The organism is Flavobacterium aquidurense, assembly GCF_001404985.1.
Lineage (GTDB): Bacteria > Bacteroidota > Bacteroidia > Flavobacteriales > Flavobacteriaceae > Flavobacterium > Flavobacterium aquidurense_B.
The window spans coordinates 73,605-95,166 of sequence record NZ_JRLF01000010.1; the positions used below are offsets into that span (position 1 = coordinate 73,605).

The window sequence follows — 21,562 nt, forward strand, 5'->3', positions numbered from 1 at the left end:
TTTATATGTAATTTATTTCGATAAAATTTGTCAAGCAAAGGTAAAAGATAAAAACGTATAAAAAAACAAATCATTGTTATTGAGAACTTTTTCAAACGATATTATTCAAGCAAAAACCCCCAACCAGAAAAGTGGCTGAGGGCTTTCAAAAAAAATCAAAATATTTATTTTTATCCTACCAGTCTGGATTTTGTCCTAAACCTGGATTAGTGTTCAATTCAATTTGTGGTATTGGCCACAAGAATTTAAAGCTCTCATAAGGTATAGCAGCAATAGGAGTAGTAACGGCAAAACTATTTCCTAGTACATATGCAGCAGCAGCAGGTGCACCATTAGCAAATTTTGCAGGAACTCCCTTATTAGCATCAGCAATAGCTTGTATTGGGTCACCTTGTAATCTATGAATATCTGTCCATCTGCGTCCTTCTTGTAAAAACTCAATTCTTCTTTCTTTAAGAATCCCTGCAACCAAAGCAGCGTCTGTAGGGAAATCAGCAGCAACATAAGCTTGAGTAGCCGGAGTAGCCAAAGATCTGTTTCTTACAGAGTTTAACAAAGTCAAAGCAGCTGTTGGATTAGACAAACGAGCCTGAGCTTCAGCCATATTCAATACTACCTCAGCATATCTGATAACCGGAGCAGCATCTGTTCTGTTGGTAACGTCTGTATATTTATTAGAATATTTAATACCGGTAGTAGGAGTATAGATAAACTTTCCATTTTCTCTACGTTTATCATCAGCTAACCATTTAGGGTCTCTCCAAAGAATTGGACTAATACAAACTAATGCTCTATCTTTTAATATACTAGCTAATGCAGCATTTGAACCAGGATTAGATATAGCAGAGTGCTGGATAGAAAAAATCGACTCTGAGTTACTAGGCGCAGAACCTGTAGTATTTTGAAACGGAGCATAAGGATCAGCAGTAAGTGCAAAAGCTGCAGATAATTTATTTCCTTCAACTATTACATTTGCCCAATCTCTTTTTTGAAGATAAAGTCTTGTTTTGAAAGCAATTGCAGCCCACTTAGAAGCTCTACCTACAACTCTTGATGAAAAAGTAGTTGAGTTACCTGTTGTGATTAAAGTTTCTGCATCATTTAAATCTGCCAAAACTTTTGCATAAACTTCAGCAACTGTATTTCTTGGTTTTACTGCTTCTGTTGCAATTTCTTCACTTGTATTAACCCCAACTTCTCTGTAAGGAACACCAGGATGAGTAGCACCAGGAGTGAAAAAATATGGTTTAGCAAAATAAGTAAGTAATTCTAAATGCGTGATCGCTCTTAAAAACTTACATTGTCCTATGTAATCATTTGCTACAGCCTGAGTAATTATGCCCTTAGCAACAGCATCTGTTGATCCTTCGATCATAATGTTACATCTGTTGATTAATCTGTATCCATCAACCCAGTAGTAAACATTATTAGCCGTTGTTGGATCATAAGTTCCTCTATATGTTAACTCGTAAAAAGTTTGCATATTTACAACATCTTCACCTCTTGTTTCACCTTGTTCTACAAACGCAGCTCCCCAAACATAACCTCTACCACCATTAGGGAGCGTTGGTGCAGCATTATATTGTCCGATAGCGGCAGCATTATAAACACCATTCATATAGGTAGAAATCAAAGTAGGCGTTTTAAAAGCATCAGGACTTAGAATATTGTTTACTGGTTTTAAATCCAATATTTTTTCTTCTGTACATGAGCTCATCCCGAGTACAACTACAGAAAGTAGAATTGTTTTTATTATATTTTTCATATGTCTTTATTATAAACTTACATTTAATCCAACTGATATCACTTTAGCACGTGGTGTACCATTAACATCTACTCCAGATGTTTCCATTTCAGGATTTATACCTTTATAGTTTGAAATCAACCAGATATTTTGTCCCTGAACAAAAAGTCTAAAAGTATCAACACCAATTTTATCCATCAACATTTTAGGCAATGTGTAACCTAAACTAATATTATCAAGAGAGATAAAATCACCTTTCTCAACAAAACGAGTAGTTGCACTTCCTGAAAGGTTTGTAAATGTATTTGAACTTGCAAATAATCTTGGCGTCCATCCGTCTCCAGGATTATCAGCACTTTGCCATCTTCCTAAAATTTCAGTTCCGTTATTATTGAAGTTTTGGTTCATTAACTCTCTTCTTGTAGAGTTAAAAATTTTGTTTCCTCCACTAAATCTAAACATAAAACCAAAATCAAGATTTTTGTATTTCATTGTAGATGTAAATGATCCGTAATATGTTGGTAATGTATTCCCTAAAATAGTTTTATCAGCAGTTGCTAAAGAAGCTGTTTTTGCCACATTAGCAGGATCAGCAGGATCATAAACAGCATAAGTTGTTGTATTAAGATTTCCTTGTACTAAACTACCATCAGCTTTGTAATAAACCGGGTTACCATTTGCTTTGTTAACTCCCCAATATCTATATCCATATAAAGAGTTGATTGATTCTCCCTCTTTTATAATAATATTAGGTGCAATATTAGTATCTGTAGATGAACCACCTACAATTGGTTGTCCGCCATATAAAGCCGTAACTTTATTTTTAGTAAGCGTTAAGTTAGAAGAAACATCCCAAGAGAAGTTTGCATTGTTAATTGCTTTAAAACTAGCAGCAAACTCATAACCCTGGTTGTACATTTTACCAACGTTTTGATTGATCGTATTATTTGGAATACCGATAGAAGGAGGAGTTGGCGCTGCCAAAACTAAATTATCAATATCATTTTTATAATAATCAAATGCTAAAGTCAAACGGTTGTTAAACAAACCTAAATCTACACCATAATCAATTTTTGTAGAAGTTTCCCATTGCAATAAAGGGTTACCAAATTGGTAATAACCAATACCATTAGAACTAGCATATGGAGAACCAATTGTAAGATCTTTTGAAGGGTAAGCTGCACTATTTAAAACGTCAACGTTACCAACTTCAGAATAAGAACCTCTGAATTTCAAATCAGATACGGTACCGCTAATTCCTTCCATGAATCCTTCTTTAGAAACTGTCCAACCTGCAGAAACTCCAGGAAAGTTATGGTATCTAACATCTGATTCAAACTGAGAAATTCCGTCACGTCTAAGAGATCCCTGAATAAAATATTTCTCTTTATAGTTATATGTCGCACGACCTAAGTATGATATAATTCCTTTTTCTAAAATACCACCACCAGTATCTTTAGTGTTAAAACTATTACTTACTAAATTCTTATCGAAGAAATCACTGATGATATCACTTCCCTGACCCCATAATGTTTTATCTTGTGATTTTTGATACTCAGCAACACCTGTTAAACCAAGGTTATGATCTTCAGCAAAAGTATGCTTGTAGTTCAAAATATTTTGCCAGTTCCATCTTAAAAGATTTCTATTTTCCTGGTAAACATATCCGTTAAATGAACGTCCGTCTCCATGAATAGGATTCCAGTATTGATACCCATCAGTTGATGCATTATCAGCACTAACTTGTAATTTATAACTTAAGTCAGAAGTAATTTTTGCATTTGCAAATACACTAGCGATAATTCTTGTTGTTGTTGATTTATATTTATTATGATCAAGAACATATACAATATTTGTAATAGCATCTCCTACAGCAGCTAAGTTATCCCATTGACCAACAGCAGTATTATTTGCATTAAGGTTATATCCTGTTGGGTCAAGAGCATCATAAATTGGTGTATTTGGTAACTGTCTGATGGTATTAAAAATATTACCTGACAAACCACTTGCACTACTATTCAATCCATTGTATTCAGTTCTGTTTACATTTAAATTTGTACCAAAACTTAACCATCTGTTTACATCCTGATCGATATTAGCTCTAACAGAATATTTTTTCATGCTATTTGCTAAATTGATACCATCTAAATCCGTAATTCCTAAAGACAAATAGTATTTTGTTTTATCAGAACCTCCACTAAAATTAAGATTATGAGTAGTTTGAGGAGCATTTCTTAAAACAGCACTTTGCCAGTCTGTATTATAAGTGTTACCAGCTGCCCAAGGAGTTAGTCCTGCATTTGTTCTTTTTTCGTTAGAAATAACCAAGAAATCAGGAGTTTGTAACACATCATATTTTTTAGCTGCGCTAGCAACACCAAAAACACTTGAATAAGAAACTTTTAAAGTTCCTTTTTTTCCACTTTTAGTAGTAATTAAGATTACACCATTTGCAGCTCTTGAACCATAAATAGCCGTTGCAGCACCATCTTTCAAAACATCAAAAGATTCAATATCTTCAGGGTTGATATCTGCCAAACCGTTTGTAGCTGACACACCACCAATATCACCTGAATAAATAGGAATACCATCTACAACAATTAATGGCTCTGTACTTCCTGAAATAGATCCAATACCTCTAATTCTAATTTTTGGAGCAGCTCCAAGAAGACCTGTATTAGTTAATACCTGAACCCCTGTTGCTCTACCAGCCAAAACACCTTCGAAACTTGGAGTTACCAGGTTAGAAATGTCTTTTCCAGCAATTTTAGAGATAGAACCGGTTACTTCTTTTCTCTTTTGTACACCGTAACCAACAACCACAACCTCATTCATTAATTGTGCCTCAGATTCCAATTCGACATTTACTGTGTTTGATGTACCAACAGTAACTTGTTTGTTATTCATACCTACATATGAAAATACTAACACATCTCCTGTTTTTGCTTTTACAGAATAACTTCCGTCAAAATCTGTTTGAGTATTTGCCTTTGATCCTTTTACAGCAACATTTACTCCCGGAATGACACCTGTTTTATCAGATACCTTTCCAGTAACAGTTCTCTCCTGAGCGAAAGAAAACTGCATAGACAACGCTACTAATAGCGTACAAATCCATTGTAATTTTAATTTCATTTTAATTTATTTTGAATTAGTATGGAGCAAACATCTTAAATATTTCTTAAATTAACAAATCATTTTAACTTAATTTTAATGTAAATTATTAAACATCCTTTAATATACGTCTTAAAAAGTCAAACTTTTGTCATTTTTAATAGCAATATTCCTTCTAATTTAGAATAAATTACAATTTAATCAAATTAAATAGTTAACATTTTTTTAACAACTATACTGATAAAACAATCAACCTCATAAAAAACAATATTGTCTTTTATGAACATCATTAAAATAAGTGGCTTTTTTAAACTTTTGATAATTACAAGTATTTTTGTTTAAAAAAATACAGAACTTTGTTTTATAATATTTTATAATATTTGTGAATTAAAAGAAATAAAGAGAAAATGCTTGCAAAAAATTTTTCCGGATTTGTTATGGAAACCGGAACCGATGAAGCTGGACGTGGTTGTCTGGCAGGACCAGTAACAGCAGCGGCAGTTATTTTACCTGCAGATTTTGAAAATCAGTTTTTAAATGACAGTAAACAATTGTCTGAAAAAACAAGAGTATTATTAAAACCAATTATAGAACAACATGCTGTTTGTTTTGCAGTTACGCATTTATTACCAGACGAAATAGACGAAATAAACATTCTAAATGCTTCGATGAAAGGAATGCAGGAATGCATTTTAAAGTTAAATCAGGTTCCTGAATTTATTATCGTAGATGGTAATCGTTCCCTAAATGCAAAATTAGGTTTGAAAAACAGCTTTGGAAGACAATTCTCTTTAACTGAAATAGAGCTCTTAAAATCTATTCCCAATCAGAGTATTATAAAAGGAGATGCAAAATTTTTAAGTATTGCAGCAGCTTCTGTTTTAGCCAAAACTTATCGAGATGAATATATGGATCAAATTCATGAAGAATTCCCGATGTATAATTGGAAACAGAATAAAGGTTATCCTACCAAAGAACATCGGGAAGCTATTAGAAAATACGGAACTACAAAATACCACCGAATGAGTTTCAGACTCCTGCCGGAACAACTTTCCCTAGAATTCTAGTGCATTTTTTGGATTTCATTTTCTTTTAAAATCGAGATTAATTCATATTCCCATTTCGAAATATCTTCAGCAGAAGCCCTGTCAGCTTTATCAAAATAAAAGTGTTTTTGAATCTCTAATCCTGAATAAATAAAAATTCCAGTATCAGATGTTAAGGTTAAGGCCTTATCCATTCCTATTGCTTCGTATTCGGCATTTGATTTTCCGTGCGAATTGACAATGATCGTTTTTTTTCCGCTTAATAAACCTTTTTGAACGCCCTGATCATATCGATAAGCAAATCCATAACTAAAAACACGATCGATATAACCTTTCATAACTGCCGGCATTCCTGTCCACCAGATCGGGTATATAAAAATAATACGATCAGCCCATGTAATAAAATCCTGTTCAGCTTTAACATCGTCTGCAACTTTTCCCATTCTTTGTCCGTTCATATCTTCCAGGGACAAAACCGGATTAAAATTGATTTCATTCAAATCACGAATAACAATTTCCTGATCTGATCCCTGAAGATTTTCAACTATAGTTTGTTTGAAGAAATGATTTAAACTACCTGAATGTGGATGCGCGTAAATAACTAAATTTTTCATATTTTTATCTTTTAAGTATTAAACATGACAAATTTAGAAAGCAAGGTACGGGTACAATTGTAAGAAAACGAAAACCAAATTTAATCTGCTTTTGAACTGCAGATATCACTTTGAAATTTCAAAAATTTTGTTGGTGAAATATTCATATAATATTTAAAGTCATGTATCAACTGGCTTTGATCATAAAAACCGCAATGATCCACTATAGTAATCCAATCTGTGTTTGTAGAACTGACAGCATTTTTTTGAATTAATTCAACCGCCTTCAAAAATCTTTCATAACGATTGACCTCTTTAATCGTATAACCAAAATACTTCTTTTGATTAAGCTGAATATTTCTTTCACTCTGATTTACTTTTGAAGCAATTGCTTTTATAGGATTTAAATTATCATCTTTAAAATCAGCCAAAAGTGATGTTATAGCATTTTGTTCGCGTAAATAAGGCTTACAAAACTCTAAAATATAATTTACCTGATTTTGTGTATTAGCTATTTCTTTTAATTCCTCCCATAAAGTTGTAAAACAATTTTTCTGAATTAAAGTATCTGGATGAATAGGCAATGCATCAAAAAGTACACTGCCAAAAAACCGATAGAAAGCATCTTCTTTAAAATTAGCCACTAAAATCTGAGAGCCCGGCTCTAAAGTATAATCGAAAGCTTGTTTTATAGGGCCTAAAACCAAGCACTTTTCTACTTCAAGAACATTATTTTGTTCAGATTTGAGAAAAGCTCGTGATCCAAAATTAAAAACAAGGATAGTTTGAAAACTTGGTAATAATGTTTTTGTTATTGAATGTGCCGTTTTATTTTCGGCAAAGTAAAAGTGAGAGAAAACATTTTCAAATGCTGAAGGAACCGCAATTCTGTAATTGTTATTTTCTTCAGCATTTTTCATACTATTTTATATTTGAAAAGTAAATTCTAGACAAACTCAGCTTCAAACAATTGAGTCATATGTTTTACAATTTTGCCTTTTACTTCGGTTTCATCGACTTTTTCTACGCCAAGTTCTACTTGTAATGAAGTAACACCTTTACCACGAATTCCACACGGAATAATATTATCAAAATACCCTAAATCAACGTTTACATTCAAGGCAAATCCATGCATAGTTACCCAGCGGGAAGCGCGTACACCCAACGCACAAATTTTTCGTGCAAACGGAGTTCCTACATCCAGCCAAACTCCCGTTTCACCCTCGCTCCTTCCACATTTTAAACCATATTCTTCTAAAGTAAGAATAATAGATTCCTCTAAAAAACGTAAATATTTATGAATATCCGTAAAGAAATTTTCTAAATCTAAAATAGGATAACCTACGATTTGCCCTGGTCCATGATACGTAATATCTCCACCACGATTAATCTTATAGAAAGTAGCTCCTTTAGCTTCTAACTGTTTTTCGTTTAATAAAAGGTTTTCAAGATCACCGCTTTTCCCTAAAGTATAAACATGCGGATGTTCTACAAACAACAAATAATTTGGTGTTTCCAGATCCAGTTCTTCTCTTCTGTTTTTGATTTTTAAGTCGACTATATCCTTAAAAAGATCTTCCTGATATTCCCAGGTCGATTTATAGTCTTTACTTCCTAAATCTCGAAGTTGAATTTTTTTATTCATTTTTATTATTTTTCAAACTCTACATCAAAGTTAAGTTTGTCAGGATTCTCCATATAATCCGTAAAAGGAAATTGAATTGTAATTGATTTACGATCGTCGCTAAACAAAGCATTTGGGTTAGATACTTTTTTAATACGTTTAGGAAAATGGTACTTTATAATATAGGTAGAAGAAGCAAAAATCATTTTTGACATATCTGCTGCAGAATCTTTTGCCTTCGCAGCTAATTTTTGTTTATCTATTACAGCTTTACGCGTAAATTTCTTTCCGTCATAAGTATAGCTTAGTGTACTATTATTATCACCTAAACCATTTCCAAAAGGTGCGGCGGCACTTCCTGCTCCTTCTAATTTTTGAAGCGCACTTAAGGATTGCAACACATCTTGTAATTCGTTTACCTTTTTAAAATCAGTAGAAAGCGTCATTAAAAACTCTTTATTCTCTGCATTCATTTTAGTATTCACTACAAAGTTTTCCAGTTTTTTAAGCTCTTTTTGAGTTTCAGGTGACAATTTTGCGATACTGTCTTTTTTCTCTTCAAATAATTGTTTAAAGGTAAAAGTAGAATCAATATTCTTTTTAGCGTCAGCTCCCATTTGATCACCAAGCTGATCTCCTGCCATTGCCATTAAAGAAGAACCGTCGATATCAACAGAATATTTTCCGGTTCCGTTATCGCTTACATATATATTTTCGGTCAAAGTGCAACTTGTTAATGTTGCTATTAAAAAAGAAAAACTTAGTAGTTTATATAATTTCATATGGCTAATTTTTATCAAAGATACGAAGACTATTTTTATTTATTTAATCGTGGATTTGTTTAATTGTTTATGCGGAAATTGTTTTTATTTATGATTCCGCTTCTTTTTTTCAGGAGCTAATCCTGCTATCCGTTACAATCTTTTGTGGCGAACCCCGCCACAAAAGGATTTCCACTTCTATCAGGGCTAAAACAATCATTTCCACAAGAATCTTCTCATTTACTTGTCATTCCGAGGCACGAGGAATCTTCGCAAGAAACTCCATCTGGTAATTCGCCAATCTTTGTCGAGCTACTTGCGAAGATTCCTCGTGCCTCGGAATGACAAGATTGGGTTCCAATTGCGAATGATGGATTGAAATCCATCCCTACAATATATTTTGTTCCTGCAGAACTTCTCAAAAAATTCCCGAAGCGATAACAAAAAACACTCGCAATGACAAAACACACCAACTAAAAGATCTTATAAAAACCAAAACTTCTAAAATAGCCCCGATAGAAGCGGTATCCTTTTTTGCTTTTTCGGCAAAAAAGATACAAGCGGATAGCGGGACAAAAGGTCATTGATACTCTAAAATTTGTGCTTCAAAAAATCTAAAAACTCCATTCTGAAATCTACATTCTTTTCTTTATCTTTGCACACTTAAAAAAGAGCACAAAATGGCATTATCAGAACAAGAAATCATCCGAAGAGAAAAACTTCAAAACTTACGCAACTTAGGAATCAATCCTTATCCGGCTAATCTTTTTCCTGTAAATCATACTTCGAAGCAGATTAAGGAATCTTTTGAAGAGGGAAAGAAGGTTATCGTTGCCGGACGTTTGATGAGTATCAGAGATCAGGGAAAAGCTTGTTTTGCTGAATTGCAGGATAGCGAAGGGCGTATACAATTGTATGTGAATCGCGATGTTTTGTGTGAAGGTGATGATAAAACTTTGTACAATACGGTTTTTAAAAAATTAACTGATTTAGGTGACTTTGTTGGTATTGAAGGAGAATTGTTTACGACACAAGTTGGTGCAAAATGTATTCGTGTTAGCGGTTTTACTTTCTTAAGTAAAACGCTTCGTCCACTTCCTTTACCAAGAGTTGATACAGACGGAAACGTTCACGACGCTTTTACAGATGCTGAGTTACGTTACAGAATGCGTTATGTAGATTTAACGGTTAATCCGCATGTTAAAGAAAACTTCATTAAGCGTACAAAATTGTTTACCGCTATGCGTAACTATTTTAACGATGCCGGTTATCTTGAAGTTGAAACTCCGGTTTTACAATCAATTGCTGGTGGAGCATCTGCAAGACCTTTTATCACGCACCATAATTCGCTTGATATCCCGCTTTATATGCGTATTGCGAACGAATTGTATTTGAAAAGATTAATTGTTGGTGGTTTTGAAGGTGTTTATGAGTTCTCTAAAAACTTTAGAAATGAAGGTATGGACAGAACGCATAATCCTGAATTTACTGCAATGGAAATATATGTAGCCTACAAAGACTACAACTGGATGATGGAATTTGCTGAAGGTTTACTTGAGCATTGTGCGATTGCTGTAAACGGAACCAGCGAAGTTACTTTTGGTGAACATCAAATTAATTTTAAAGCGCCTTATGCTCGTGTTACAATGACAGATTCTATCAAACATTTTACAGGTTTTGATATTTCAGGTAAAACTGAAGAAGAATTGTTCGACGCAGCAAGAGGAATGGGAATCGACGTTGATAAAACAATGGGGAAAGGAAAATTGATTGATGAAATTTTTGGCGCTAAATGCGAAGGAAACTACATTCAGCCAACTTTCATTACTGATTATCCTAAAGAAATGTCTCCTTTATGTAAAGAACACCGCGATAATCCAGATCTTACAGAGCGTTTTGAATTAATGGTTTGTGGTAAAGAAATCGCAAATGCTTATTCTGAATTAAACGATCCAATTGATCAACGTGAGCGTTTTGAAGATCAAATGCGTTTGTCTGAAAAAGGTGACGATGAAGCAAACGGAATCATCGATGAAGATTTCTTAAGAGCATTAGAATATGGAATGCCTCCAACATCCGGAATGGGAATTGGAATGGACCGTTTGATTATGTACTTAACAAATAATGCATCGATTCAGGAAGTTTTATTGTTCCCGCAAATGCGTCCGGAGAAAAAACAAGCTCAAATTGAATTGTCTGATGAAGAGAAATTCATAGTAGATTTATTGAAAGGAAATGAAAATAAAATGGATCTTCAACAATTAAAAATTACTGCAAATTTAAGCGGTAAAAAATGGGATGCGTCTATGAAAAACTTATCTAAACATGGTTTGACGAAAGTCGCTGTTGAAGGTGATTTTAAATTTGTGGAATTGGTAGAGTAATTTTTAAAAACCAATTTTGGAAATTAGAAATTCTAAAATTAAATTATATTTCAAACCCGACAGTTTTTTAAAACCTGTCGGGTTTTGTGTTTTAAAAAGAATACTTTTCCAACTTCTTCCCATCAATATCCAAAACCTTTGCGCTTTCTCTTGAAGCTTCCTCTTTCACAACTTCCTGAACAGATGGATTTGACGGATATTTTCCGTTTTTCAGTTTTAGAAGATGAAATTTTCCTCCACTTACAACTATTAGATCATAAAATTTTTCAGTTACTGAAGTGGTTACATAAATAGGAAAATCAGTTACCGAAAATTTATTGATTAAACTTCCGTCATTATTCAGAATAAATCCTGAACAACCGCCACTTCCGCAAAAGTAAGAGTTTGAGAAACCTACAAAATACTCGTCTTTTTTGTCATTGTTTAAATCGAAAGCACTGTAATAAAAAAATCGATCGTCTTTGGTCAAAGCTGGTAAATCCGTTTTTAGCAAAACCAAAAGCTGTTTTCTAATTAATTCTACACCTTTATCATCTTTTACAGGAGCATCGCTTACGTCTGCGGTTCCGGCTACTGTTTTTACTATTGTATCGGTTGCAATTGCCTCTACGACATTTTCTTTTTCTGTTTTATCTTTATTTTGGCATGAAATCATTCCTAAAATTATAAATGCCACTAAAATCTTTATTTTCATAATTTCTATTTTTTAATTCTTACGATTACGTTTCTAAAAAGTATAAGATTGCCTATTCGTCTTTTTTAAACCAGCAAAGCTGCTTTATTCTCGATATCATTTTGTGTCAATAAAGACTTTATATTATTAAATGTAACCAAAGCAATCTGAGTCAAAGCTTCATTAGTAAAAAAGGCCTGATGTGCTGTAACCAAAACATTAGGAAAACTCATTAAACGCTGAATCGCATCGTCCTGAATAATATCTGCAGAGAGATCTCTGAAAAACAGCTTTTCTTCCTGCTCATAAACATCAATTCCCAAATAACCAATTTTACCTTCTTTTAAACCTTCAATAACACAAGCTGTTTGTATCAATCCTCCTCTGCTTGTATTGATAATCATCACATTGTCTTTCATCTCATCGATAGACTTCCTATTAATAATATGCTTGGTTTGCTCGTTTAAAGGGCAATGAGGCGAAATAATATCACTCGATTTGAATATTTCTTCAAGAGATACAAACTTTACTCCGTCTTTTTCCATTTCCGTATTCGTGACAATATCATATGCCAAAACTTTACAGCCAAAACCTAAAGCTATTTTTGCAAACGCTTTTCCGATATTTCCTGTTCCTATAATACCAATTGTTTTTCCGAATAAATCAAACCCCAATAATCCATTTAGCGAAAAATTTTGTTCCCGTACTCTATTGTATGCTTTATGCGTTTTTCTGTTTAAGGTTAAAATCATTGCCATTGCATGTTCTGCAACCGCCTGAGGCGAATATGCTGGAACGCGACATACTTTTATATTGTGCTTTTTTGCTGCTTCTAAATCGACATTATTAAAACCAGCACAACGCAAAGCAATGATTTTTACATTCTTCTCTGCCAATTGTTTAATCACCGCTTCGTTGACAATATCATTTACAAAAACACAAACTATAGCAGCATTTTCTATTAAAATTACAGTTTGAGGATTGAGTTGCGTTTCAAAAAAATCCAATTCAAAACCAAAATCCTTATTGTACTTATTAAAAAAAGTTTTGTCATAAGGCTGCGTCGAAAAAAAAGCAATTTTATTGTTATTTGATGTTATGTCTAAACTCATAATAATTCGTTTCGGGTTCTTAAATTCAGTTTTCACTAAATTACGCAATTAATTCTGAAGTAAATTTCTGATAATAAAAAAAAGAGTCTCAAATGAAACTCTTTTATCGAAACTCTTCCCTTATTCTCTAAATTTTAAATAATCAGTACTAAACAGTAAACCAATTCCGCTGTAAGGATCCTTTTTTAAATCATAGAAATTATTTACTCCTGCCAAATCTTGATATAAATCTGAAATTATCGACGATTGCTGAAATCCATCTATGGTATGATTTATAATGGTATCAGACAAACAAGTGAGCTCTTTTGTAGTATTAGTTACACCAACATTATTTCCCGTTTCCCAATCCCAAATAATCCAGTTCCAGTTGTGTTCTTTATGAATGCAATCCATCCATAAATACGATAAATTATTAATTTTTACTTTCCCTAATTCGTTTCCTTTCCAATATTCAACACTTTCTATTATGGCTTTTATTGCATCATCTGTTTGATTGTACAGAAAATCAGGATTCGAAATTTGAATGGTTTTTATGGCGTCTGCAATCTTTGTATTGATTGTTTTTAATTCTTTTTCGTTTGGACTTCTTAAAAAAGCAAACTCAATATCTATTCGCTCAAAAACAGTTCCTGATGATTTTACGAGCATTTGCCCAGGAATACATTTTGTGTTAGAATTTTCATCAAGAAACTCCTCCTTTGGATCAAAAGAAAAATTCTCCTCTTCATAAAAACCGGAAACATATCTTTCTTCAATTTCTTTTAATAATAAATAAGTCTCATAATTAGAATCTTCTTTTATTTCATCTTCATTTTTGAATTTGCAGAAATAATCGGGCTGCAACATCCAATACAAACAAAGCGCCGTTCCTTTATCAAGATGTTTTTGTTTTATAATCCATTCAAAGGGATCCAGTCCGTCATCATAATACCAATGCTGAACAAATTGATGCAATTCGGCTGCAGTTAATTTTTGATAAGATATCTCTCTATTTACTGCCTTTAAAACGCGATTTTTATTTTTCTTATTAAATAAATGCTCCATATATTTTGGTAATTCTATCTTTTAATCTTTAATATAAAATACAAATTTAAAAACCTATTCTCGCAAAACATCATAATCAGACGCAATTAGAACAATTAAAAAACTCTTGTAAAATCAATAAACAATATTGCCAAACAATTTTTCGTTTGTTAAATAAACTACAATTCTGATTATCAGATTAAACCTATTGAATTCAATAAAGTCTAATTGCTATAACAATTAAAAAACGTACCTCATGAAAAAATTATTTATCGCAGCTTTGTTATTCGTTGGAATAGCGAGTTTTGCACAAGAAGCGGATCAAAAACCTGCACGAGAACCAAGAGAAAAATTAACTCCGGAACAACGCAATGAAAAGCAGTTAAAAAAAATTACGTCAGAATTAAATCTTGATGCCAATCAGCAAGTACAAGTAAAACAACTTTTAGCAGAACGAAGTGCCAAAGCAGAAAAATTAAGAGAAGAACGTAAAAATCGAAAAGACAGCAACACAAAACCAACTGCTGCTGAAAAAGAAGCTTTTAAAAATGAATTGAAAGCTGAAAAAGATGCTAATGATGCTAAAATGAAAGCAATTCTAAATGCTGACCAATATAAAAAATGGACCGCTATTCAGGAAGAAAAAAGAGATAAAGCAAAAGAAAAAATGAGAGAATACAAACAAGAAAACAACTAATTATAGTTTACAAAAAGAGGTCATTTAGGCCTCTTTTTTATTTTAGAATGTTATTATGTTTTCCTTAATACTTTCTGTTAATTAAAAGATAAATCCGACAATGCCATTAAACTTAGCAAACTTCTTGAAGTCTAATTGCTATAAACCTTTAAAAAAACGAATTATGAAAAAATTATTTATCGCAGCTTTATTGTTCGTTGGAATAGTAAGTTTTGCACAAGACATCAATCAGAAACCTACACGTGATCAAAGAGAAAAATTAACTCCGGAACAGCGTAATGAGAAACATTTACAAAAATTAACTTCTGAATTGAGTTTAGATAAAAAACAACAAGAGCAAGTAAAACAATTACTAGCAGAAAGAAGTGCCAAAGCAGAAAAGTTCAGAGATGCCAAAAAAGACAGTAAAACGAAACCTACTGCCGCAGAGAGAGAAGCTTTTAAAAAACAAATGGATACTGAAAAAGCAGCAAACGATGCTAAAATGAAAGCAATTTTAAACGCCGATCAGTACACAAAATGGACCGCCCTTAAAAAAGAACATAGAGATCATAAAGGCGATCACAGAGGTAAAAGAGATATGAAATCTCCACAAGAACGCGATCAGACACATTTACAAAAGCTAACAACTGAGCTAAATTTAAATGCCGATCAGCAAAAACAAGTTAGCTAGCTTTTATCTGACAGAAGCACTAAAATGGAAACGCTTAGAAAAAGCAGAGGTGATGCAAAACCAACTGATGCCGAAAAAGCTGCCATGAAAAAACAAATGGAAGAAGATCACAAAGCAACTGACGCTAAAATGAAATCTATTTTGAATGCAGATCAATATAAAAAATGGACAGCAATTCAAAAAGAGCACAAAGACAAAATGAAAGATCACCGAAAAGATAAAATGTAATTGAGATCCAAAAAAAAAGAGGCTTTAAAAAGCCTCTTTTTTATTTTTATGAAATCTTATTTCGGATTTAAAATCAAATCGATTCTTTTAATACAATCTTCATAATGGTATTTTGTTTCTGTGTTTACCGGTTTTGCTTTTGCTGCCAAAAGTGTACTTCTTAATGCAGTTAATTCTCCACGAACCAAAGCTCTTACATCAGATTGTGCTACATTATAATAAATTACAGATCTGTCTGTTGGTTTAATTTCTTCGGTCATTAAAGTGCCCATTCTGTCAATATAACCGCGTTGCAAATTTCTTCTGTATATCGTTACATTCGCCGGCGTAGCAGCTTCCTTCCAGATTCCTTTTCGTGTATCTCTCATTAAATCCAAAGCTTTATAAGTATCTGCACCAAGGATTTCATTATCCATTAATCGACCAATTCTGCTAATACTCAATAAATTATTCAGATGCCTAATCTGCAAAGCCCTAAACCTTTCTGTATAACCTGCAACATCTGTATTTTTTAAAGTATTCACGTTTACAATCCAGGTTGGTGACGCAAAAGCATTTGTCTGAAGCCAGTTCATTGCTTCTGTCTGTTTTGCTTTTGGAACAACTTCATAAATGTTTCCGGTTTGATTTGGTTTTTTAGTATTTTCATAAACTCCGCCAACATTGGTTACAACATGACCTACATATCTGCTCCAGGCTTCCAGCATTTCTTTATATAATTCATCTAAATCTCCGTAATCATTGGTCACATTGCTGGTCCATTCATTTAAATGATTTGCTACAAATTCCAGATTTTTAAGACCGTAGGAACTCGCTTTCATCGAATTATTCCCAATGTCTTCTGTTTGGGTTGTAGGATCAAAAACACTGCTTTGTTTTCCGAATTTATATAACGGATTTCCCGCTTTCTCCAAAATCCATTTGTCTAAAGTTGAAATTTCATCTTGTGGAGATTTCACATTCGGAATTACTCTGTATCCCCAATTTACTGCATATTGATCGTACGCTCCCATTTTACGAACAAAACGAATATTTTTATCTCCCGGTTGTGCGATATAATTAAAACGCGCATAATCCATAATACTTGCAGAGATTCCGTTTTGTTGTGTAAAATCACCATTTCTATAGCTCTCGACATCGTAAGCACAACTTGCTCCCATATTATGCGGAAAACCCAAAGCATGACCTACTTCATGAGCAATTACCATTCGCATCATCTCTCCCATTTCTTCATCGCTGGTTTGCAAAGTTCTTGCTGACGGGTTTGCTGCTCCGGTTTCTAACAAATATCTGTTTCTGTACGATCGCAAATGATTGTGATACCAGATAACATCACTTTCGATAATTTCTCCGGTTCTGGGATCAGAAACACTTGGTCCAACGGCATTTCGGGTTGTACTTGCAACGTAACGAATTACCGAATAACGGATATCTTCAGGGCTAAAATCTGGATCTTCTTCTTTTGTTGGAGCATCTTTTGCAATAATAGCATTTTTGAAACCAGCAGCTTCAAAAGGTTTTTGCCATTCTTCGATTCCTTGTTTAATATATTTTCTCAACTTTTCAGGCGTTGCAGGATCTAAATAATACACAATTGGTTTTATAGGCTCAACTAACTCTCCCCTGTTATAAGCTTCAGGATCTTTAGGCTCTAATCTCCAGCGGCGAATGTATGTTTTAAGATCAGATTTTAATTCATTACTTCCGTAATCGTATTGACTTACAGTAAACCATCCAACTCTGGGATCTGCTAATCTTGGTTTCATTGGCACTTCCGGCAATAAAACCATTGATTGATTCATTTGTATGCTTATAGATTCTGTATCTTCTAACATTGATGGTTTCGAAGCATTATACGTCATATCCTGAATCACTTCGATATTCATAGGAAAACTTTTGATCGTGTTAATAAAACTTCTCGAATCATCAAGTCCTTTTACTTTATACGTTTCGCGCATTTCTGCAGATATTCCGCTGATTGCCTTAACATCTGTACTATAAAATTTAGTAACATCAATAACGGTATTTGCTGAATCTTTGCTAAAAGCTACAATATCAAAAGCGAACAATGTTGGTTCATAATTGTTTGATTTTACCGAAATACTAATTGGCAAAGTATCATTTGCAACCGCATTATAAGATTTTGATTTGATCAGAATTTTATCCTGAAAACGCTGCCATACTATTAATTGCTCATTAGTTTCAGAACCGGCATTTACATATCCTCCGCCTAAATTTGAAGGTAATTTTGAAAGTCTGCTTACTAAAAGCATGTCCTTATCTAAATACTTATTTGGAATCTCGAAGTAGTATTTTTTATCGACTTTATGAACAGTGAAAAGTCCCGGATCAGAAACAGCATCTTTAGTAATCACTTTACTGTAATCTTTAATTGTAGATTCTGATTTTTTCTCTGGCGGGGCAACTGCGGGTTCTCCTTTTTTGGGATCTTTCTTTTTAGATTGCGCAAATTGTTTGGTAGAAAACAGCATGAAAACTGCCATTGTAATAAAAATGAAAAATTTCTTCATTTATTGTAGGTTTAGTGGTTATTCAACAAACAAAAATAATTTTTATTCTAATTATAGGAAGAAAAACCCCCTTATTAACTTTTCATTAACTAATTAAAATTAGCGAAATAAAAAAGGTTCAGCTTTAATTAAAAAGCTGAACCTTAATTGAAAAGTATATTTTAGTTTTTAAGATTTAAAACGTCTTTGACACTTTATCAATTGCATTAATTGTAAAATCTAAATCTTCATACGTTAATGCATCTGTAATAAACCATGTTTCATATGCAGATGGTGCAATATAAATTCCTTCCTGCAATAAACCGTGAAAGAATTTCTTAAAAGTTTCATTATCTCCTTTTGCAGCGGTTTGAAAATCTGTAACCGGATTTGCATCAAAGTGAACAGAAATCATCGAACCTACTCTATTAATGGTAAAGTCAACATTATTTCCTTTTAAAACCCTGTCAATTCCCGCTTCTAAATAAGCTGTTTTTTCTTCTAAACGGGTAAAGATTTCGCGATCATTATCAAGAGATTGCAACATTGCTAATCCTGCCGCCATTGCTAAAGGATTTCCTGATAAAGTTCCTGCCTGATAAACAGGACCAAGCGGTGCTAAATAGTTCATGATTTCTTCGCGTGCAGCAAAAGCCCCAACCGGTAAACCTCCGCCAATTACTTTCCCGAAAGTTACAATATCAGCATTGATATTATACAATTCCTGAACTCCTCCGCGAGCCAGACGGAAACCTGTCATAACCTCATCAAAAATTAATAAAATTCCGTTTGCGGTACATAATTCTCTTAATCCTTCCAGAAAACCTTTTTGAGGCGGAATACAACCCATATTTCCGGCAACTGCTTCAATAATAATTGCTGCAATTTCGCCTTTATTCGCTTCGATTAAAGTTTTTACATTCTCTAAGTCATTGTATTTTGCCAACAAAGTATCTTTTGCAGTTCCTTCTGTAACTCCCGGGCTATTTGGCGATCCAAAAGTTACGGCCCCACTTCCTGCCTGAATCAAAAATGAATCCGAATGTCCGTGATAACAACCGGCAAATTTTATTATTTTATCTCTTTTCGTAAATCCGCGAGCCAAACGAATGGCGCTCATACAAGCTTCTGTACCTGAATTTACAAATCTTATTTTATCAATATTCGGAACCATAGAAACCGCCAAAGCAGCAATTTGAGTTTCCAGTTCTGTTGGCATTCCAAATGAAGTTCCCAGTTTTGCTTTTTCGATTACGGCATCAACGACCGGCTGATAAGCATGGCCCAAAACCATTGGTCCCCATGAATTAATGTAATCTATTAATTTATTTCCGTCCTCATCATATAAATAAGCACCTTTGGCACTTTTTACAAAAATAGGAGTTCCTCCAACCGCTTTAAAGGCTCTTACTGGTGAATTTACTCCTCCCGGAATTACTTTTTCTGCTTCAGCAAAAAGCTGACTACTTCTTTTATAGATCATTTAGATTTTAGATTTTTGAGTTCCGATTTTAAATTATAAACCTTGAACTTTATTTTAAAATTTGATTTTAGATGAATTTCAAAACTGAAAACTGAGACTGAAAACTTACTTCACCTTCAATCTTTGTCCAATTGATATGGCATTGTCTGAAAGATTATTTTTTCGTTTTAAGTCATCAACCAATACGTTGAATTTTTTTGAAATCGAGTACAACGTATCTCCTTGTTGTACTTCGTATAAATTAGGATCGTTTGAATTTGAGTTTGAAGAACTTTTCGACGGAGTCGACACACTTTTTGTTGGAACCGTTTTATTAATAGGAACATAATTTCTTCCTGTAACCTGACAGTCATATTGATGTAAATTGTAACGCTCAATATAGCTTATCAATTTATCCGGATAATTAGGATCTGTAGCATAACCTGCTGCTCTCAATCCCTTTGCCCAGGCTTTATAATCATCTTTTTCGTAAGTAAATAAAGTGGCGTATCGATTTTTCCCTACCAAAAACAAAGCATGATCTCTGTATGATTCTGAAGCTTCGGGATATTTTCTAAAACATTCCTGAGCAGAATCATCATCGTGACGAACGCTTTCTCCCAACCAGTCTTTATGGCATTTTATTCCAAAATGATTGTTTGCTTCTACAGCCAGATCTCCTCTTCCAGCCCCGGATTCCAAGATTCCCTGTGCCAGAATAATACTTGCGGGAATGCCGTATTTCTGCATATTTCCCATTGCAATATCTTTGAACTGTAAAATATAATTGTTGATTAAATCGCTGGTTACAACTGTTTTTGAAGTCGATTGTATTACCTCAGTTGTATTGTTTGTAGAAGGGTAGTTTTTACCAATAGGTTTAACCGGAGTTTGCTTTTTGGTCGTTGCTACTCTGGGCCTCTGAACCGCAGCCGCTTTTCTGGTCGTTGCAATAGTAGGTTTACTAGACGAACAGCTTGCTAATGTTGCGATTATGAAAGCTATTATAATTTTTTTAAACATTGCTTTTAAGTATTGGTAATTTTTTCTGCTTCAATTTTATATTCATCCCGGCAATACCCTGCAATCCGCCGGTATGAAGGAGTAATATTTTTGAATGATCAGGAAAATAGTTTTTATGGATTAAATCTATAACGCCAAAAACCATCTTTCCTGTATAAATTGGATCTAAAGGCACTTTTGTTTCTTCAAAAAAAGTATTGATAAATTCAATTAATTCTAAATTTACCTTACCATATCCTCCAAAATGATAGTCAGAAATTAAATTCCAGTTATCTTGTTTTGCAAAAATACGAATTTCATCGGTTAAAAAGTCACCTTTTAACGCCGGAAACCCTAAAATTTTCTGATTTGGTGATGCACTATTGATTAATCCTGAAATCGTTCCGCCAGTTCCAACTGCACAGCAAACGTAATTAAAAACACCATCTTCTTCTGTCAAAATCTCTTCGCAGCCTTTTACCGCTAATTCATTTGTTCCGCCTTCGGGAACTAAATAGAAATCACCAAACTTATCTTTTAATTTTTCGATAAAAGAGATTTCACTTTTAAGTCTGTAATCTTCCCTGGAAACAAACTCAAACTGCATTCCGTTTTCCTGGGCAAATTTCAAGGTTGGATTTTCTTCGATTTTATCAAAAAGTTCATCTCCGCGAATAATTCCAATAGTTTTAAAACCTTGTTCTTTTCCGGCATATGCTACCGCAGCAATATGATTTGAAAATGCTCCGCCAAAAGTCAGTACAGTTTCTTTATTTTCGGCTTTTGCCTGAAGTAAATTGTATTTTAGCTTTCTGAATTTATTACCCGAAACAAACGGATGAATCAAATCTTCGCGTTTTATTGTAAGGGAAATATCGTTTGGAAAGTTAATATGAATTTCCTGGTTCAAAATCTA

18 protein-coding genes are annotated in these 21,562 nt (G+C 33.5%); 5 read left to right on the plus strand and 13 right to left on the minus strand.

The window, feature by feature from the left end:
* Nucleotides 1–175: 175 nt before the first annotated feature.
* Both RC62_RS08840 and RC62_RS08845 read right to left on the minus strand, forming a co-directional pair.
* The gene (locus RC62_RS08840; protein ID WP_055094638.1) at nt 176–1,765 is read right to left on the minus strand and encodes a RagB/SusD family nutrient uptake outer membrane protein; all 1,590 of its coding nucleotides are present in this window, start codon (nt 1,763–1,765) and stop codon (nt 176–178) included.
* Nucleotides 1,766–1,774: 9 nt separating this feature from the next.
* The gene (locus RC62_RS08845) at nt 1,775–4,879 is read right to left on the minus strand and encodes a SusC/RagA family TonB-linked outer membrane protein (RefSeq protein ID WP_055094640.1); all 3,105 of its coding nucleotides are present in this window, start codon (nt 4,877–4,879) and stop codon (nt 1,775–1,777) included.
* A 386-nt stretch (nt 4,880–5,265) separates the two neighbouring features.
* On the opposite strand from RC62_RS08845, the gene RC62_RS08850 reads away from it, so the two are divergent.
* A complete protein-coding gene (locus RC62_RS08850) occupies nt 5,266–5,925 on the plus strand; it encodes a ribonuclease HII (RefSeq protein ID WP_055094642.1) in 660 nt (219 codons plus the stop codon).
* On the opposite strand, the gene RC62_RS08855 is transcribed toward RC62_RS08850, so the two are convergent.
* From RC62_RS08855 to RC62_RS08870, 4 genes are all read right to left on the minus strand, one after another.
* On the minus strand, nt 5,922–6,518 hold the full coding sequence (locus RC62_RS08855; RefSeq protein ID WP_055094644.1) for an NAD(P)H-dependent oxidoreductase: 597 nt from the start codon (nt 6,516–6,518) through the stop codon (nt 5,922–5,924). The two genes, RC62_RS08850 and RC62_RS08855, sit on opposite strands and share 4 nt — an antisense overlap.
* An 80-nt stretch (nt 6,519–6,598) precedes the next feature.
* A complete protein-coding gene (locus RC62_RS08860) occupies nt 6,599–7,417 on the minus strand; it encodes a helix-turn-helix domain-containing protein (protein WP_055094646.1) in 819 nt (272 codons plus the stop codon).
* A gap of 26 nt (nt 7,418–7,443) precedes the next feature.
* On the minus strand, nt 7,444–8,142 hold the full coding sequence (gene lipB / locus RC62_RS08865) for a lipoyl(octanoyl) transferase LipB (protein WP_055094648.1): 699 nt from the start codon (nt 8,140–8,142) through the stop codon (nt 7,444–7,446).
* Between the two features lie 5 nt (nt 8,143–8,147).
* On the minus strand, nt 8,148–8,903 hold the full coding sequence (locus RC62_RS08870) for a hypothetical protein (protein ID WP_055094649.1): 756 nt from the start codon (nt 8,901–8,903) through the stop codon (nt 8,148–8,150).
* A 659-nt stretch (nt 8,904–9,562) separates the two neighbouring features.
* On the opposite strand from RC62_RS08870, the gene lysS reads away from it, so the two are divergent.
* The gene (gene lysS / locus RC62_RS08875) at nt 9,563–11,266 is read left to right on the plus strand and encodes a lysine--tRNA ligase (protein ID WP_055094651.1); all 1,704 of its coding nucleotides are present in this window, start codon (nt 9,563–9,565) and stop codon (nt 11,264–11,266) included.
* Nucleotides 11,267–11,357: 91 nt separating this feature from the next.
* On the opposite strand, the gene RC62_RS08880 is transcribed toward lysS, so the two are convergent.
* The 3 genes from RC62_RS08880 to RC62_RS08890 all read right to left on the minus strand — a co-directional run bounded on the left by RC62_RS08880 (nt 11,358) and on the right by RC62_RS08890 (nt 14,095).
* The gene (locus RC62_RS08880) at nt 11,358–11,960 is read right to left on the minus strand and encodes a hypothetical protein (protein ID WP_055094653.1); all 603 of its coding nucleotides are present in this window, start codon (nt 11,958–11,960) and stop codon (nt 11,358–11,360) included.
* A 65-nt stretch (nt 11,961–12,025) separates the two neighbouring features.
* A complete protein-coding gene (locus RC62_RS08885) occupies nt 12,026–13,051 on the minus strand; it encodes a 2-hydroxyacid dehydrogenase (protein WP_055094654.1) in 1,026 nt (341 codons plus the stop codon).
* 120 nt (nt 13,052–13,171) lie between these two features.
* On the minus strand, nt 13,172–14,095 hold the full coding sequence (locus RC62_RS08890; RefSeq protein WP_055094656.1) for a DUF4274 domain-containing protein: 924 nt from the start codon (nt 14,093–14,095) through the stop codon (nt 13,172–13,174).
* Between the two features lie 235 nt (nt 14,096–14,330).
* On the opposite strand from RC62_RS08890, the gene RC62_RS08895 reads away from it, so the two are divergent.
* The 3 genes from RC62_RS08895 to RC62_RS08905 all read left to right on the plus strand — a co-directional run bounded on the left by RC62_RS08895 (nt 14,331) and on the right by RC62_RS08905 (nt 15,672).
* Entirely contained in the window at nt 14,331–14,771 is a 441-nt protein-coding gene (locus tag RC62_RS08895; protein WP_055094658.1) for a hypothetical protein, read from the plus strand.
* A 163-nt stretch (nt 14,772–14,934) separates the two neighbouring features.
* Nucleotides 14,935–15,444 carry a hypothetical protein gene (locus tag RC62_RS08900; RefSeq protein WP_245176802.1) on the plus strand — a complete coding sequence of 170 codons (510 nt, stop codon included), beginning with the start codon at nt 14,935–14,937 and terminating at the stop codon, nt 15,442–15,444.
* A gap of 24 nt (nt 15,445–15,468) precedes the next feature.
* A complete protein-coding gene (locus RC62_RS08905) occupies nt 15,469–15,672 on the plus strand; it encodes a hypothetical protein (protein WP_055094660.1) in 204 nt (67 codons plus the stop codon).
* 56 nt (nt 15,673–15,728) lie between these two features.
* Here RC62_RS08905 and RC62_RS08910 read toward each other — a convergent pair whose 3' ends face one another.
* From RC62_RS08910 to RC62_RS08925, 4 genes are all read right to left on the minus strand, one after another.
* Nucleotides 15,729–18,203 (minus strand): zinc-dependent metalloprotease, encoded by a 2,475-nt coding sequence (locus tag RC62_RS08910; RefSeq protein WP_055094662.1) that lies wholly within the window; start codon nt 18,201–18,203, stop codon nt 15,729–15,731.
* Between the two features lie 175 nt (nt 18,204–18,378).
* On the minus strand, nt 18,379–19,665 hold the full coding sequence (hemL, locus tag RC62_RS08915) for a glutamate-1-semialdehyde 2,1-aminomutase (RefSeq protein WP_055094664.1): 1,287 nt from the start codon (nt 19,663–19,665) through the stop codon (nt 18,379–18,381).
* Nucleotides 19,666–19,770: 105 nt separating this feature from the next.
* Complete coding sequence (locus RC62_RS08920; protein ID WP_055094666.1) at nt 19,771–20,667, minus strand: glucosaminidase domain-containing protein; 897 nt, start codon at nt 20,665–20,667, stop codon at nt 19,771–19,773.
* Nucleotides 20,660–21,556, minus strand: coding sequence for a 1-aminocyclopropane-1-carboxylate deaminase/D-cysteine desulfhydrase (locus RC62_RS08925; RefSeq protein WP_157472442.1), 897 nt, complete (start codon nt 21,554–21,556; stop codon nt 20,660–20,662). The genes RC62_RS08920 and RC62_RS08925 overlap by 8 nt, the downstream gene beginning before the upstream one ends.
* Nucleotides 21,557–21,562 lie beyond the last annotated feature (6 nt).